11 protein-coding genes are annotated in these 16,061 nt (G+C 69.6%); 4 read left to right on the plus strand and 7 right to left on the minus strand.

Translation table 11 applies throughout. The features are described from left to right. Positions 1-67: 67 nt before the first annotated feature. The 3 genes from ACFFRH_RS38360 (at position 68) to ACFFRH_RS38370 (ending at position 2,495) form a co-directional block, all read left to right on the plus strand. Positions 68-730: an ABC transporter permease gene (locus ACFFRH_RS38360; protein WP_329085422.1), complete on the plus strand. Its 663-nt coding sequence runs from the start codon at positions 68-70 to the stop codon at positions 728-730. Positions 731-863: 133 nt separating this feature from the next. Beyond that, positions 864-1,535: an ABC transporter permease gene (locus tag ACFFRH_RS38365; RefSeq protein ID WP_344748961.1), complete on the plus strand. Its 672-nt coding sequence runs from the start codon at positions 864-866 to the stop codon at positions 1,533-1,535. A 36-nt stretch (positions 1,536-1,571) separates the two neighbouring features. Beyond that, a complete protein-coding gene (locus tag ACFFRH_RS38370) occupies positions 1,572-2,495 on the plus strand; it encodes an ABC transporter substrate-binding protein (RefSeq protein ID WP_386162412.1) in 924 nt (307 codons plus the stop codon). A 57-nt stretch (positions 2,496-2,552) separates the two neighbouring features. On the opposite strand, the gene ACFFRH_RS38375 is transcribed toward ACFFRH_RS38370, so the two are convergent. After that, entirely contained in the window at positions 2,553-3,773 is a 1,221-nt protein-coding gene (locus ACFFRH_RS38375) for a hypothetical protein (RefSeq protein ID WP_344748963.1), read from the minus strand. Between the two features lie 386 nt (positions 3,774-4,159). Here ACFFRH_RS38375 and ACFFRH_RS38380 point away from each other — a divergent pair, with 386 nt between their 5' ends. Beyond that, positions 4,160-4,630 (plus strand): flavin reductase family protein, encoded by a 471-nt coding sequence (locus ACFFRH_RS38380; protein ID WP_344748964.1) that lies wholly within the window; start codon positions 4,160-4,162, stop codon positions 4,628-4,630. Between the two features lie 233 nt (positions 4,631-4,863). Here ACFFRH_RS38380 and sppA read toward each other — a convergent pair whose 3' ends face one another. The 6 genes from sppA to ACFFRH_RS38410 all read right to left on the minus strand — a co-directional run bounded on the left by sppA (position 4,864) and on the right by ACFFRH_RS38410 (position 15,650). After that, entirely contained in the window at positions 4,864-6,567 is a 1,704-nt protein-coding gene (sppA, locus tag ACFFRH_RS38385) for a signal peptide peptidase SppA (RefSeq protein WP_344748965.1), read from the minus strand. A 169-nt stretch (positions 6,568-6,736) separates the two neighbouring features. After that, complete coding sequence (locus tag ACFFRH_RS38390) at positions 6,737-8,791, minus strand: S8 family peptidase (protein ID WP_386162415.1); 2,055 nt, start codon at positions 8,789-8,791, stop codon at positions 6,737-6,739. 149 nt (positions 8,792-8,940) lie between these two features. Beyond that, positions 8,941-10,545 (minus strand): glycosyl hydrolase family 18 protein, encoded by a 1,605-nt coding sequence (locus tag ACFFRH_RS38395; RefSeq protein WP_386162417.1) that lies wholly within the window; start codon positions 10,543-10,545, stop codon positions 8,941-8,943. Between the two features lie 478 nt (positions 10,546-11,023). After that, on the minus strand, positions 11,024-13,339 hold the full coding sequence (gene glgB / locus ACFFRH_RS38400) for a 1,4-alpha-glucan branching protein GlgB (protein WP_344748967.1): 2,316 nt from the start codon (positions 13,337-13,339) through the stop codon (positions 11,024-11,026). Positions 13,340-13,748: 409 nt separating this feature from the next. Continuing rightward, on the minus strand, positions 13,749-14,972 hold the full coding sequence (locus ACFFRH_RS38405; RefSeq protein ID WP_344748968.1) for a copper amine oxidase: 1,224 nt from the start codon (positions 14,970-14,972) through the stop codon (positions 13,749-13,751). A gap of 3 nt (positions 14,973-14,975) precedes the next feature. Then, positions 14,976-15,650, minus strand: coding sequence for a hypothetical protein (locus ACFFRH_RS38410; protein WP_344748969.1), 675 nt, complete (start codon positions 15,648-15,650; stop codon positions 14,976-14,978). Positions 15,651-16,061 lie beyond the last annotated feature (411 nt).

The raw sequence follows: 16,061 nt of genomic DNA on the forward strand, positions 1-16,061 counted from the left end.
GCCGGTGGCTCGGCGGGTGACGTCGAGGGGTCCGCGGAGGGCACCGGCGACCCAAGGGGAGGTGCCGATGGATGAGGAGCCGCTGGTCCGCTGGGACTGGATCGGGCGCAACTGGCCGACGATCCAGGGCCTGCTCGAAGACCACATCGTGATGGCGCTGGTGCCGATCCTCATCGGGCTGATCATCGCGCTCCCGCTCGGGCTGGCCGGGGTACGGTGGCGCTGGCTCTACCAGCCGACCGTCGGCGTCATGAACGTCATCTACTCGCTGCCCTCGCTGGCCGTCTTCATCGTGCTCATCCCGATCACCGGGCTCGCCACCCGGACGACCGTGATGGTCCCGCTCACCTTCTACGCCATGGCGGTGCTGATCCCCGCGGTCGTCGACGGGCTGAGCTCGGTCCCCGACCACGTGCGCCAGTCCGCGGTGGCGATGGGCTTCACCCCGCTGCGCAGGCTGCTCCAGGTCGAGCTGCCGATCGCGGTACCGGTCGTGCTGGCCGGGCTCAGGGTGGCCACGGTCGCCAGCGTCAGCCTGGTCAGCGTCGGCGCGCTGGTCGGCAGGGGCGGGCTGGGCTACCTGTTCATCGACGGCTGGCAGCGGCAGTTCTACACCCCGATCGTCGTCGGCATCGTGCTGGTCGTGGTGCTCGCGGGGGTCGCCGACCTGCTGCTCATCCTGGCGCAACGCCTGCTCACCCCGTGGTCACGGGCGAGGGGGTCCGCGTGAACCGGCTGATCGCGTCGCGAGTCGTTCGCACGGACCGGTCGAGCGGGTTCCGGGGGTCTCGCGTGAACCGGCTTGGCGGGGTACGGGCGATCCGGGTGAACCGGCCGATCGGGGCGCGGGCAAAGGAGGCCGTGTGAACTGGCTGATCGACTTCTTCGGCGATCCGGCCAGCTGGTCGGGACCCGACGGGATCCCCAACCGGCTGCTCGAACACCTGGAGTTCGCCGGGCTCTCACTGCTCCTCGCCATGCTGATCGCGCTCCCGCTGGGACTGCTGATCGGCCACACCGGCAGGGGCGCGACGCTCGTCATCCTCACCGCCAACGCGGCCCGCGCCCTGCCGACGCTCGGCCTGCTCGTCCTCATCGTCCTGTTCATGGGCGTCGGCACGATCCTGCCGGTGCTCATCCCGCTGGTGGCGCTGGCCGTGCCGCCCATCCTGGTCAACACGTACGAGGGCATCAGAGGGGTCGACCCCGACCTGCGCGACGCCGCGTACGGCATGGGCCTGCGGGGCGGGCAGGTCCTCGGCCGGGTGCTGGTGCCGGTCGCGCTGCCGCTGATCCTGCTGGGTCTGCGGCTGGCCGCGATCCAGGTGGTGGCGACCGCGACCGTGGCCGCTTACGTAGGCTTGGGCGGCCTCGGCCGTTTCATCATCGACGGTCTCGCGACCAAGAACTTCCCGAGCACGATCGGCGGGGCGGTCCTCGTAGCACTGCTGGCGCTTCTCGTCCAGCTCGGGTTCACTCTGGTGCAGCGCGTAACGGTCTCCCCGGGGGTGAGCGAGCGCCAGAGCATCAGATAGTCTTCTTTACCCCCCGTTTTGGAAGGGAATAGCACCATGAAGCGCCTGATCAGCACCGCGGCGGTCCTCCTGTCCGCGGCGCTCACACTTACCGCGTGCGGTGGCGGAGATCCGCTCACCAGCGCCTCCCCCGCCCCCGCGGGTTCCGGGTCGGCCTCCGCGCCCGCGGCCGGGGGGAAGGTCATCATCGGGTCGGCCAACTTCCCGGAGAACGTCCTGCTCGGCGAGATCTACTCCCAGGCCCTGGCCGCCAAGGGCGTCCAGGTCGAGGAGAAGTTCAACATCGGCAGCCGTGAGGTCCTGTACGACCAGGTCAAGAGCGGTGGCCTCACCATCCTGCCGGAGTACATCGGCTCGCTTCTCGCCTTCGTCGACAACACGACCACGGCGAAGTCGAAGGACGAGGTCGTCGCCGGTCTCAAGGAGAAGCTCCCCGCCGAGCTGGAGGTCCTCACCCCCGCCGCGGCCGAGGACAACAACTCGCTGACCGTCACCAAGGAGACCGCCACCAAGGACGGCCTCACCACGATCGAGGACCTGGTCAAGGTCGCCAAGAACTACTCGGTGGGCGGCCCGCCGGAGTTCCAGACCCGCCAGGAGAAGAACTTCAAGGACACCTACGGCCTGGAGTTCAAGGAGTGGAAGAAGACCGGCGACGCCACCGCCGACGCCATCAAGGACGGCACCGTCCAGGTCGGCAACGTCTTCACCACCGACCCGAAGATCATCGTCAATGACCTGGTCTCCCTCCAGGACAACAAGAGCGCCTTCGCGGCCGAGAACATCGCCCCCCTGGTCAACAAGGCGGGTATCAACGACACGGTGAGGACCACCCTGGACGCGGTCTCCGCCAAGCTCGACACCGCCGGCCTGGTCGCGCTGATGAAGCGCGTCGCGGTCGACAAGGACGACGCCGAGGCGGTCGCCAAGGACTGGCTCACCCAGAACGCCCTGCTGTAGGTTCCGGTAGCGGTCTCAACGGAAGGCGGGTGGACGTCCACCCGCCTTCCGGCGTTCTCACCGGTCGTCGTCGGGCCAGTAGCGCGCTGAGCGGCCGGCGGCGGACACGATCGCCGCGCCGTCGAGTTCGACGAAGGTCAGCTCGATGCCGCCCAGCGGCCATTCCACGGCGAACTCGAAGTCCTCCGCCGGAGGCAGCGGCCACAGCCACAACCCGAAGTGGCTGAAAGCGAGCTCGTTCCCGCGCATGCCGTCGCCGGTCGGCGACCACGACAGCACAGGTCCGGACGGCTGATCGCCGGAAGATCTCCTCCTGCTTCGCGTCCGGTCGAGCGTGGTGGCCTTCGTACCGTCGGCGAAACGCACGCCCATCCTCAGCAGCGAGTCCCGCGGACCACCACGCCCGTCCGCCTGGCCGAACGGGGTCGCGGCCATCTGTACGTATCGCCAGTCCTCGGCGGACAGGTCACCCTGCCGGGACACGACCTCCACCTCCAGCAGGCAACCGGTGCTGAAGACCCGGATCGTCGGCAGGAGCACCACGACGTTCGTACCGCGGGCGACCATCCGGTCGACCGCGAGCACCGCTCCGATCTCCGACGACGGGGGAACCGACCAGGGCGAGGACTCGGGACGGCCGGGGGTGACTTCCTGTCTCGTCGGCGCGGGGTCGAAGGATCTCGTCTCACGATATCGCGCACCCGTTTGTGGTGAGAGTTTGTTCCGGTCTCGCCACGCATTCTGAGCGTTCATCAACCACAGCGGGCGTGGAAGGAGCGCGCCGACCATGAGAGACAACTCCAGCACGAGCAGAAACAGTGCGATCCAGGGCCCGAGACGCACATCCGAGTAATATCCTGGTTCTTGTGCGAGGGGTAACCCTTCTCGAAGCTTTTTTGCCAGCTCCTCCTCGGCCGAGGAGGAGGCGGGCCAGTCGGGGCGATAATCCCCGGTCGTAACCCAGGTAATGATTTTGGTCGGCTCTTTGGACACCTCGATACTCGACGACTGCCATGCCGTGAGAAGAATGCCAAGGGTGACGAAGACGAGTGCGGCGGGTCGCCGAGAGGCTCTGCCGATGACACCGCGCAAGCGAACGCACCACAGCAACGAGGCCGCCACTCCCAGCAGCACCGCGACCGACCAGGCGGTGGAAATCTGCCAGGCGTTCGCGGTCGCCCGCGCGGTGCGCGCTCCGAACCGCTCCACGACAAGCACGGAGACACCGAACCATTCCCAGAAACTCACCGCGAGCAGCAGTGTCGCGACCGCGAGCACGCTCCATTCACGGAAACCCCACCGAGAAGCACCAAGATCAGATGACATGGAGGGCAAGTCAACACCAAATGCTGGCGTTAAGGGGGGAAATGCGGAAAGAAGGGGTGAGCCTAATTCGCGGGGTTTTGGCGCCCTCTTCCACGTGCGCGCTTTCTGGAGACTTCCGGTGGGGATGACGCTGTTTTCTTCTCATGCCCGTTCGGCGGCCCGGCGCTACGCAGGTCTGTTGGGTGAGAGGGGTCGCCGGCATTCCGGCGAACCAGGATGATCTTAATGGCTCTATCGGAAGTGAGCACAGGTCGCGCCTTCAGCGTGCGGGAGAGGCTCTGTCAGGTGTGCGACCAGCCGAGGACGGGGTGGCCGACCGGTTCCGGGATGATGGCCGGATGAACGAGTTCGTCGAGTCCATGGCCCAGGTGGTGACCGGAGTGACGGTCGTCACGGTGAAGGACGAGCGCGACGACGTGGGGGTGACGGTCGCCACCTTCACCTCGCTGTCGCTGGACCCTCCGCTGGTGATGGTGAGCCTGGACAACACCGGCTATCTCAACGAGCTCCTGCTCCGCCATGACCGCTGGGCCGCCAGCGTGCTGTCGGCCGGGCAGAAGGCGATCGCCAGCCGCTTCGCCACGGCGGGCCGTCCGGGGGCCAGGTTGCTGCTCGCGGGCACGCCGCACCACCGGGGCGAGCTGAGTGAGGCCCTCGTCGTGGACGGTGGTGTCACCGCGCTGGAGGCCGAGACGGTCAAGGTCGTCCCGGCCGGGGACCACACGATCTTCATCGCAAAGGTGCTCGGGGTCGACTACGTCGACTCCTCCGTACTACCGCTGGCCCGCTACCGGAGCCGCTACCGCTGACCCGTCCACCCAACGGGACGCCGCCCTCTCCGTCCGGAAGAGGTAGCGCTTCACGCGGAGGACGGCTCTTCACGCGGGAGGAGTGTCCGTCCGGCGAGGGCGGACCGATCCGGGGGCCGTTCCACACAGGGCTCCGCGTTGAAGCCCCCGCGCCGGACGTGCCGTCCGGCGCGGGGCCTCACAAAAGGGGGCTCACCAAAGGGTGGCGCACAGAAGAACGCGGGAGAACGGGGTCAGCGGATCGTCCACGACCCCGGGAGCATCAGCGGTCCGTACGACGGCAGGCCCAGCTCGCCGGCGAGGTGGGCGATCGGGCCCCACGCCTCCAGGCGGACCCGGGCCAGGGCGGCGGTCCTGTCCTCGCTGGACTCCGGGGGACGCAGCCGCTCCAGGGGGCTGAGCTTGGGGTAGACGCGCACCGGGGCGTCGACGGGCAGCCCGGCCTTCTTGCGGGCCAGGGCGAGGGCGTCCTCCAGGCCGCCGAGCTCGTCGACGAGGCCGCCTTCCAGGGCGTCGGCTCCGGTCCAGACCCGGCCCTTGGCCAGCTCGTGGGCCCGCTCGCGGGACAGGCCGCGCCCCTCGGCGACCTTGTTCACGAAGTCGTCGTAGACCCGGTCGAGCCAGGCGTTGACCCGCGCCCACTGCGCCTCGGAGAAGGCGTTGGTGGGGGAGAGCATCCCGGAGTTGGCGCCCTCGCCGACGGTCTCCGAGGAGATGCCGATCTTCTCCAGCAGGCCGCCGATGACCGCCTTGCCGCCGAACACGCCGATGGAGCCGGTGAGCGTGCCCGGCTGGGCCACGATCGCGTCGGCGGCCATCGAGACCATGTAGCCGCCGGAGGCGGCCAGGTCGCCCATCGAGATCACGATGGGCTTCCCCGCCTCGCGGGTGAGCACGACCTCGCGCCAGATGGCGTCGGAGGCCGTGTACGAGCCACCGGGGCTGTCGACCCGGAAGACGACCGCCTTGACGTTGTCGTCGCGGCGGGCCGCGCGCAGGGCGGCGCAGATGGTGTCGGAGCCCATGGCGCCACCGCCGCCCAGCGGGCTGCGGCCGCTGCGGCCGAGCCGGATCGCGCCGTTGCCGCGGACCAGGGCGACGGTCTGCTCGCCGGGGTGCCGAAGCTTCTTCGCGGACAGCGCCTTGGCGTAGCGGCCGACGTACAGCAGCAGGGTGTCGTCGCCGAACGCCTCCTTGACCTCGTCGTAGACCTCGTCGCGGTAGGCGAGCCGGTCGACGAGCCCGGCCTCGAGGGCCTCGGCGCCGATGAACGGGCCCTGGTCGATGAGCTCGCGCACCCTGGCCGGTTCGAGGCGGCGCCCGTCGGCGATGCCGGCGACGACCTGTTCGGTGATCGACTCGGTGATGCGGCCCATCGACTCGCGGTGGGCCTCGGTCATGTGGTCCTGGGTGAAGGTGTTGGCGGCCGTCTTGTACTCGTGCCGCTGGCCGATCTGGTACTCGACGCCGAGCTTGCCCAGCGCGCCCCGCAGGAAGCGCTGCTCCATCGCGACACCGGTCAGCCCGACGTCGCCGGACGGCTGGAGGTAGACGCGCTCGAACGCGCTGCCCAGGTAGTAGGGGACGGTGCCCCCGCCGAGCTCGCCGAAGGTCTCGGCGAACGCGACGGTCAGCTTGCCCGAGGCCCGGAAGTGGATCACTGCCTGGCGAAGCTCCTGGACGATCGCGAGGCCCAGCGGCTGACCGCCGATCTTGACGATCAGCGCCTTGACCCGGTCGTCCTTCCTGGCGCGCTTGAGCCCGGCCAGCACGTCGGTCAGGCTCGTCTTGCGCATCGCCAGGACGGCGCTCAGCGGGTCCGCCGGGGGACTGCCGTCGGTCAGGCCCTCGGTGAGGTCGAGCTCAAGGACCAGCGGAGCGGTACGGCGCTGCTTGAACCGGTCGACAGTGTCGATGATCACCTTGGTCGCGTCCATGCTCCTCACCCTAAGCGACACATACCGGGCTTATGCGGTTCGGCGGGTGTCCACCTGCTTTCCGTCCCGCGGGGTCTCCATGACCCCGGCGCCTACGCGCGGTTCGGCGGGCGCCCACCTGTTTTTCCGTCCCCCGGGAGTCTCGTGACCCCCGGGGTCCACGCGGCGCCTACGCGGCTCGGCGGGCGTTCACCTGCTTCTTGAGCATCGAGGTGGACGCGGCGGGAGAGCTGCCCTTCAGGCGTGCCTTCTCCACCGAGGTGAGGACGGTCTTCAGGGTGGCCGTCTCCTTGATCTTGGCGGTGAAGTTCACGCCGCCGTTCGCCCAGTTCAGCCAGGCGGCCAGCAGCTCGCTCTCCAGCTTGGCCTTCGACGTCTTCTTGGTCGGCTTGAGCACCTTGTACGCGGCGCCCAGTGTGGAGGCGGGCGTGACCTCGACGAAGACCTTGCTGGCCTTGGTCACCAGGCCGAGGTAGCAGCCGAGGGTCGCGTCGGTGATCTTGCCCTCGCCCCGGGTGACCTCCACCGCCCACTGCGCGGCGCTCAGCGTCTTCGTGGACTTGCCGCGCGTGCACACCGTGGGCGCCGCCGTCTTCGTCGGGGGGACGGTCACGGTCACGGTGACCGTCACCGTCGGCAGCGGGATCGGCGTCGGCACCGGGTCGCTCGGCGTGGCCGAGGGGGAGGGGCCCGAGCTGGGTTCGGGACTGGGTTCCTCGGACGGCTCCTCCGAGGGCTCCTCGGCCGGGTCGTCGGAGGGCGGGCCGACGGGCTCCTCGGGGAGGGGCGTCTGGGTGACGGGCGGGCTGGGGGTGCCCCCGGCGATCGCGGCGTTCAGGTCGAGACGCGGGGTGGTGACCGTGCCGTAGACGATCGGGCGGCCCGCCGCCTTGAGCTGCGCGGCCAGCGTGTCCGGGGTGCCCGGGGCCTTCTGGGCCATCAGAGCCACGGCGCCGGTGACGAACGGGGTGGACATCGAGGTCCCGCTGTAGACCTGGTGGCCGCCACCGGGCACCGCGGAGTCGATCTCGAGACCGGGGGCGAAGAGGTCCAGCACGGAGCCGTAGTTGGACCAGTAGGGGACGGTGTCGTCGTCGCCCGTGGCGCCGACCGTCACCGGGCCGGAGAAGCAGCCGGGAGCCCCGGCGCCGGGCACGCCCTCGTTCCCCGCGGCGGCCACGACGGTCACGCCCTTGGCGTGCAGGTCGTCGATGCGGGTCTTCATCGCCGCCAGTTCGGGTTCGGCGTCACACGTTCCCTCGTAGAGGCCGCCGCCGAGGCTGAGGTTCACCGCGGCGATGTTCCTGCCGCCCTCCTTGAGCTTCGCGACGTGCTCCAGGGCGAGCAGGAGCGTGGACTCGAACGCGGTCAGGCAGGCCCCGCCGCCCTCGTCGGCGCAGTCGTTGATCCTGCTGAAGACCTGGATCGCCACGATGTCCGCGTCTGGCGCGACGGCGTGGGCGATCCCCGCCACGTGGGTGCCGTGGTCACACAGGTTGACCTGCCCGTCGAGGCAGGCGGGGGTCTTCGCGTCGGCGGACCCGGGGTCGCTCGTCTGCCCGTTGGGGCACAGGGACTGCGCGCCGTCGTCCGTCGCGGAGAAGCAGGCCTGCTCCACGACCTTGCCGCCGAAGTCGGGGTGGGCGGCGTCGATCCCGGTGTCGATGATCGCGATCGTCTGGCCCTCGCCCTTGGTCCCCGCGGCGTGCGCCTTGTCCGCGCCGATCACCTGCAGGCTGGTGGCGAGCGAGCCCGAGTTCAGTGCTCCCAGCGACGTGGGGGAGTACGTGCGGTCGCGGCGGATGGACAGGACGCGCGGGTCCTCGGCGAGCTTGGCGAGCGAGTCGCCGGTCCCCTCGACCACGATGAACGAGGTGTCCGCGGGTTCGAGGACGACTTCGGCGTCGGGCAGTTGCCGCGCCTCCCCGGCCACCGGCGCCGCCTCCGCGGGGGCCGCCAGCTCGACGATGACCCGGGCCCCGTCGTCGTCGGAGGCGAGTCCCGCCTCCAGTTTCGGCAGCGGGGACGGGGGTGGGGCCGGCGTGGCGGGTGTCTCCTGGCCGTCCGTCCCTCCGGTTCCGTCGCCCGGGGCCGGGGGTGGGCTCACGGGGGGAGTCGCGCTCGCGGAGGCCGCGGGTGGCGCGGGGGAGTCCTCGGCGAGGGCGGGTGTCGCGGGCACGATGGTGAGAACCAACGCCATGGCCACGAGAGCTCGAAGTCGCACACGTCCTCCGGGGGGGATCAAACGGGCGTTTCGGAGTCTAAGCAGCCGTATGCGTCGCGTGAATACTTTGCCCCAGATTTGGAGGATCTTCGGAGAAAAGCTCGACCCCCCGCGGCGTAGCGCACACGGAGGGTCGAGTGGTCGAAATATTACTTGAGGCCGTTGGAGATCGCGGTGATCAGCTCACCGTTGGTGGTGTCGCCGCTGGTCTCCCAGAAGAAGGCCCCGCCCAGACCCTGGTTCTTGGCGTAGGTCATCTTCCCGCTGATGGTGGAGGGGGTGTCGTAGCTCCACCAGTTGCCGTTGCAGAAGGCGTAGGCGGTGCCGCCGACGGTGCCGGTGGGCGGGCACTTGGTCTTGAGGACCTTGTAGTCCTCGATACCGGCCTCGTAGGTGCCCTGGGCCGCGCCGGTGGCGGAGCCGCCCGGAGCCGCCTGGGTCACGCCGGTCCAGCCGCGACCGTAGAAGCCGATGCCCAGCAGCAGCTTGCTGGCCGGGATGCCCTTGGCCTTGAACTTCTGGATCGCCGCGTCGGAGTTGAAGCCCGCCGTCGGGATGCCGGTGTAGGAGGTGAGCGGCGAGTGCGGAGCCGTCGGGCCCTGAGCGTTGAAGGCGCCGAAGTAGTCGTACGTCATCGGCATGAGCCAGTTCAGGTTGTTGATGGCGCCCGCGTAGTCGGCGGCGTCGATCTTGCCGCCGTTGGAGCCGTCGGCCGTGGTCGCCGCGGTGACGAGGGCGTTGGGGCCGAACTTGGTGCGCAGCGCGGAGATGATGTTCTTGAAGGCGTTCGGGCCGCTGCTGTCACAGGTCAGGCCACAGGCGTTGGGGTACTCCCAGTCGACGTCGATGCCGTCGAACACGTCGGCCCAGCGCGGGTCCTCGACCAGGTTGTAGCAGGAGTCGGCGAACGCGGCCGGGTTCTGCGCGGCCTGGGTGAAGCCGCCGGACCAGGTCCAGCCGCCGAAGGACCAGATGACCTTGATGTTCGGGTAGGCCTTCTTCAGCTTGCGGAGCTGGTTGAAGCTGCCGCGCAGTGGCTGGTCCCAGGTGTCGGCCACGCCGTCGACGCTGTCGGCCGCGGTGTAGGCCTTCTCGTAGTCGGCGTAGGAGTCACCGATGGTGCACCGGCCGCCGGTGGTGTTGCCGAAGGCGTACAGGATGTGCGTCAGCTTCGAGGCGGAGCCGTTCGTGACCAGGTTCTTCACGTGGAAGTTGCGGGCGTAGACGCCCCACTGGGTGAAGTAACCGACGATCTTCTTACCGCCGGGGGGCTGGACGGTGGGGGTGACCGTCGGGGTGGGAGTCGGGGTCGGCGTGGGGGTGGGGGTGGGCGTCGGGGTGGGGGTCGGGTCAGGGGTGCCGCTGCCGTTGCAGGCGGCGCCGTTGAGCTTGCAGTTCAGCACGTCGGTGATGCCGCCGGGCGCGCCGTTGAAACCGAAGCTCGTCGAGGCGCCCGCAGCGAGCGCGCCGTTCCACGACTTGTTGACGAAGGTGTAGTGGTTGCCGCTCTTCGTCAGGTCGGCGTCCCAGGACGAGCTGATCGAGGTGCCGGAGGGCAGGTCGAACTCGACCTTCCAGCTGGTCAGCGCGCTCGTTCCGGCTTTCACGACGACCTTGCCCTCGAAACCGGAGCCCCAGTTCGAAGTGGTCGAGTAGGTCGCGGTAGCGGGTGTGGCGGCCGTCGCCGTGCCGATCCCCAGGGGGACCAGCAGCGCTGCCGCCGCGATGAAGGAGCCGATGGTAATTCGTCGCAAGGGTCGCTCCAGGTCAGAGAGTGCCAAGTCCCCGTATTCATAGGAAAGTTTCCTATTAGTTTCCTGAGCGTAGGTTCTCCTTTGCCGACGGTCAATGCCTTGTTCGGGGATATAAGGCCGATTTAAGGTTTTCGGCCGGACAGGTGGTGGCGAGGGTGCCGGAAGCATAGAGCGCGAAACGGGCCGGTCGCGCGAGTGCGCGACCGGCCCGTTTCCGCCTGGTCTGTCAGAAGGCCCGCCTGGTCTGTCGGAAAGTCCGGCCGGTCTGCTGGAGAGCCCGCCTGGTTGTGCCAGAGAGGCCGCCTGGTCTGCTGGAGAGAGCCCGGCGGGTTTGTAAGAAAGTCCGATAGCTGGCCAGGTCGGTCCGGTGTCCGCCAGATCGGTCCGGTGTTCGCCAGGCCGGTCCGGTGTTCGCCAGGTCGGTCCGGTGTTCGGTCAGGGCCGGTCCGGTGTTCGGCCAGGGTCGGTTCGCGTTCGGTCAGGCCGGTTCGGCCTCCCTGCGCTCCTCCGGCTCCTCGGGGCCCTTCGGCTCGCCGGCGGCGGGCAGCTCGGTCACGACCCCTTCCTCCGGCCGCTCCCTCACGATCTCCTGCTCCGCGGCCTCGATGATCTCCACCGCGCGCTCGTCCACGGCCGGTGCGAGCTCGCCCGGGTGACGCAGCCAGAGGGCGCCCAGGGGCGGGACGCGCAGGGTGGCGGAGTACGGGAGACCGTGCCGCGGCTCCTCGGTGGCCTCGATGACGCCGAGGTTGCCCACGCCGCTGCCCGCGTAGTCGTAGGCGTCGGTGTTGAGGGCCTCCTCCCACGCTCCGGGGAAGGGCAGCCCGAGACGGTAGTCGTCGTGCGGCGCCCCGGAGAAGTTGGCCACGCACGCCACCACCGAGCCGTCCTCGGCGTAGCGCAGGAAGGAGAACACGTTGCCCAGCGCGTCGTCGGCGTCGATCCAGCGGAAGCCGTCGGGGGAGGCGTCCACGCTCCACAGCGCCGGGGACTCCTTGTAGACGCGGTTGAGGTCGCGGACCAGCCGCTGCACCCCCTTGTGCCCGTCGAAGTCGAGCACCCACCAGTCGAGCCCGCGCTCCTCCGACCACTCCGAGCCCTGGCCGAACTCGCCGCCCATGAACAGCAGCTGCTTGCCGGGATGGGCCCACATGAAGGCGAACAGCGCCCGCAGGTTCGCGAACCGCTGCCACTCGTCGCCGGGCATCTTGCCGAGCAGCGACCCCTTGCCGTGCACCACCTCGTCGTGCGAGAGCGGCAGCACGAAGTTCTCCGAGTACGCGTACATCAGCGAGAACGTCATCTGGTGGTGGTGGTACTGGCGGAAGATCGGTTCGTGCTTGAGGTACGCGAGCGTGTCGTGCATCCAGCCCATGTTCCACTTGAACCCGAAGCCGAGCCCGCCCAGGTGCACCGGCCGGGAGACGCCCGGCCACGCGGTCGACTCCTCGGCGACGGTGATGATGCCCGGCGCCTCCCGGTAGGCGACCGCGTTCATCTCCTTGAGGAACGCGACCGCGTCAAGGTTCTCCCTGCCGCCGTACTCGTTGGGCGTCCACTCGCCCTCGCGCCGCGAGTAGTCGAGGTAGAGCATCGAGGCGACCGCGTCGACGCGCAGCCCGTCGACGTGGAACTCGCGCAGCCAGTACACCGCGTTGGCGACCAGGAAGTTGCGCACCTCCCTGCGGCCGAAGTCGAAGATGTAGGTGCCCCACTCGGGATGCTCTCCCCGCGCGGGGTCGGCGTGCTCGTACAGCGGGGTGCCGTCGAACCTGGCCAGCGCCCAGTCGTCCATCGGGAAGTGCGCGGGCACCCAGTCGACCAGCACGCCGATGCCCGCCTCGTGCAGGCTGTCGACCAGGTGGCGGAAGTCGTCGGGGGAGCCGAAGCGGGACGTCGGGGCGTAGTAGGACGTCACCTGGTAGCCCCAGGAGCCGCCGAACGGGTGCTCGGCCACCGGCATCAGCTCCACGTGCGTGAACCCCATGTCCACCACGTAGTCGACCAGCTCGACGGCGAGCTCCCGGTACGACAGGCCCGGCCGCCACGAGCCGAGGTGCACCTCGTAGACGCTCATCGCCTCCCGCAGGGCGTCACCGCCCGCGCGGCGGCGCATCCACTCGTCGTCCCGCCAGGCGTACTCCGACTTCTCGATCACCGACGCGGTCGCGGGCGGCACCTCGGTGCGCCGGGCCATCGGGTCGGCCTTGGCCCGCCAGACCCCGTCCGCGCCGAGGATGCTGAACTTGTAGCGGTCACCGGGGCCGAGACCGGGGATGAAGAGCTCCCACACGCCCGACCTGCCGAGCGAGCGCATGGGGTACGCGCCGCCGTCCCAGTGGTTGAAGTCGCCGATGACCCGGACTCCGCGAGCGTTGGGCGCCCACACGGCGAAGGCCGTGCCCTCCACGTCCTCGTGCCGCATGACCCGCGCGCCGAGGGTCTCCCAGAGCCGCTCGTGGCGCCCCTCGCCGATAAGGTGCAGGTCCACCTCGCCCAGCGTGGGCCAGTGCCGGTAGGGATCCGTGGTCTCGTACGGCTCGGCGTCGGCGTAGGTGATCCGGAGCCGGTAGTCGGGGATCTTGTCGAACCCGGGCAGGGTCACCGCGAACACGCCGTGGGCCACGTGTCTCATGTCGTGGGTCTCGCCGTCCACGAGCGCCTGGACCTTCTGCGCCAGGGGCCGCAGTGTCCGGATCGTCACGCCCTCGGGACCCAGGTGCGACCCGAGGATCGAGTGCGGATCATGGTGCGCTCCGCCCGCGAGCCGGTCCAGGTCCAAGTGCGCGTTCATGGCTTACTCCCGTAGATCGATAGCCCCTACCTTGCCCTACTCGGGTGTTCCATCCCATGCCCGTGTCCGCTATCACCATGCGTGTTGGGAAAACGTGCGGATCCGGAAGAGAGGAAAGTCACGATTGTCGGTTATGTGGGGCACGTCACAACGCCGTTCGCCGACCGTATCCGATCATCGCCGCGTCGTGCGCGAGTTCCGGCCGCCGACGGTGAGCCGACGGTGATCGGTGCCACCCGGCGCCGCCCGACGCGGTGGGAACGGCCCCCGAGGCGGCCCGGTCGGCACGGGTTCTCGGGGGTGACACGGACCGGTCCGGCCCGGTCGGCACGGGTTACTCGGGGGTGACGCGGGTCGGCCGATCCGGTCAGCGCGGATTCCTGGGGGTGACGCGGGCCGGCCGGTCCGGTCAGTACGGGTTCTTGGCGGTGACGTCGCGCGGGGTGATGCGGAAGCCCTGCCAGTGGCTCGGCATGGGGTCGGCGTCCTCGTCGCGGGGGACGTGGTGGAAGCCGACGTTGACCCACAGCACCGGGTCGGTGAGCCGCTCCCCGTTGGTGTAGCGGTCGACGGACCTGGCGCACCCGGGGGACGGGTTGACCGTCGCCAGGCGCTCGCAGGAGCGGTAGTCGGTGACGTAGAGATCGGCCCGGGTGAAGGCTTCGTCGGCGGGGCCGCGGTACTGGGCGGTGTCGGAGTTGTTGATCTCCCAGGAGACGCGGTGCCCGTCGGCGTTGCGCACCTTCCCGTCGACCACCCGCCACCAGCGCATCGGCCTGCTGACGGACTTGGCCTCCGCCGCGAACGCCGTCCGCACGATCTTCCGGCTCGCGGTGCCGGAGCCGCTGAAGTCGTACTGCTCCACGACGTCGTCCGCCCGGCCCGCCACGTCGAAGTCCAGGCGCCAGAAGATGTTGTGGGTGTGGCTCGCCTCGAACCCGCTCGCGCCCACCCCGATGGGCCAGCCGTGCTCGGGCGTGGTGGTGAACCCGGCGAGCGACCCGGTGGCCCCCACCCGAGGGGTGATCGCACCGTCGTCGGAGAAGGCCCATTCGGCGAGGTAGGTGTACCAGCCGACCTGGAAGGCGGCGAACACCACCAGGTCACGCCCCTGGGCCGTCATGTTCAGCTGCTCGGGGACCGCCTTCAGGTGCGCGTGCCCGCGAGCCCTCGTCGTCACGCAGACGAACTGCTCGCGACGCTCGCCGAGCGGGCAGTCGGCGGCCCGCAGCGGGATGGCGGTGTAGCCCAGCGACCCGATGTCGTGGTAGCGGGGCCGGCCCCTGTCGTACGGCACGTGGATCTGGGCCAGCGAGGTGCTGCGCAGCACGGTGATCGGCCGCTGCCCCCTCGGCGTGTAGACGATCCTGGTCAGGGTGAGCCCCTCGACGTTGCGCATCTCCCAGCAGAGCTGCCAGCGCGCCCCGTTGGGCAGGGTCTTGTCGACGCGGTACGGCGCGTTGCAGGGGACGGCCGGAGGTCTCGCGCCGGCCTCCGGCGTCGCCCGTGGTTCCGCCGGGGGGCTGGACGTGGTGAGCGACGGCGGCGGGGGGATCGGCGCGCCGGGTGCGGAAGGGGGCGCGGCGAGCCCTCCGGCGAGCAGGGCGCAGAAGAGGGTGAGGCGGAGGAACACGGATTACCACTCCAGGGTGTGGATCTTCTTGGCGGACAGGTCGACGACCATCCGGCTGGTGTCCAGCCAGGTGCTGTCGGGCAGCCGGACGAACAGCCGCAGGCACCGGTGGACCTCGCACTCCCTGGCGGGCCCGCTCTCGCCGGACGGGGTGAAGATCAGCCCGCGCAGCCCCAGGTCCACCGCGGACCTCAGCGGCCCGCCCCCGGCTCTGGCGTACGCGTCGCGGGCGACCTTGCCGTATCCCGGGTGGGACAGCAGGAGACCGGCCGCCGCCGTCTCCTCCTCCTTCGACGGCGGCGGCTGCACCCCCCGCGCCACGGTCTCCCGCACGACCTCGCCCCGGCCGAGGTCGACGGTCCGCACGATGAGCCGGTCGCTGCCGTAGTCGTAGAGGTACGCGTCGGCGCGGCGGCGGTCGGAGGAGTCCTTGTCGTCGTCGCGCTCCACGTAGAGGAGCTTGATCCGCCCGGCGGCCAGGTGCGACCTCGACCCCGCCGACGCGATCGTGGTGGCCTGGGCGACCTCCTGGCCGGTCAGCGGGTCCTCCAGCGCGGGCAGCCGCAGAGTGGACCTCGCGGCCTGCGACCCCTGTTCGCCGGAGAGGAACAGCGCCGCCCCGGCGACGACGGCCACCCCCGCCCCCGCGATCGTCATCACCATCAGTCTTCGCCCCATGAACGCCCTCTTTACTCACCGTTGACTTTTCCTTGCGAAGAGTAGCGATCGGTGAGTGTCCCGGCGGGTCCAAAGGCGTATTGCACTTTTGGTTTATGTTGTTGATGTTTGTAGGTATTCATCCGCATTTTGGGCCGGGAGGCCCAAGCGGGCAGGGGCCTTCTCCGGCTGGGCCCGGGAAGGCGCTCGGCGCCTTCCACGCGCGGCCCACCTGCGGCTCGTCTACGGCTCATTCGCGGCTCACCTGTCGCGAGGGCCGCCGTTTCCGGTCCGGGACGCCGCGGTGTTCGTGAGGGGCGGACCGGCTTCGTGTGGCGACCACCTTCCCCCTGGTCCCCTTTGGATAATTCGGATGAGTTACACCGATATTTTGCTTCTTGACGGATATGTGGCCTCTGGCGAAGATCTTGC

The sequence above is a fragment of the Streptosporangium vulgare genome (genome assembly GCF_042428775.1).
Taxonomy (GTDB): domain Bacteria; phylum Actinomycetota; class Actinomycetes; order Streptosporangiales; family Streptosporangiaceae; genus Streptosporangium; species Streptosporangium vulgare.

What these genes read in the sequence shown, in the direction of transcription:
- ACFFRH_RS38410 (WP_344748969.1), bottom strand. Translation starts at nt 15,650, where the DNA reads ATGGGGCGAAGACTGATGGTGATGACGATCGCGGGGGCGGGGGTGGCC.
- glgB (WP_344748967.1), bottom strand. Translation starts at nt 13,339, where the DNA reads ATGAACGCGCACTTGGACCTGGACCGGCTCGCGGGCGGAGCGCACCAT.
- ACFFRH_RS38370 (WP_386162412.1), top strand. Translation starts at nt 1,572, where the DNA reads ATGAAGCGCCTGATCAGCACCGCGGCGGTCCTCCTGTCCGCGGCGCTC.
- ACFFRH_RS38360 (WP_329085422.1), top strand. Translation starts at nt 68, where the DNA reads ATGGATGAGGAGCCGCTGGTCCGCTGGGACTGGATCGGGCGCAACTGG.
- sppA (WP_344748965.1), bottom strand. Translation starts at nt 6,567, where the DNA reads ATGGACGCGACCAAGGTGATCATCGACACTGTCGACCGGTTCAAGCAG.
- ACFFRH_RS38380 (WP_344748964.1), top strand. Translation starts at nt 4,160, where the DNA reads ATGAACGAGTTCGTCGAGTCCATGGCCCAGGTGGTGACCGGAGTGACG.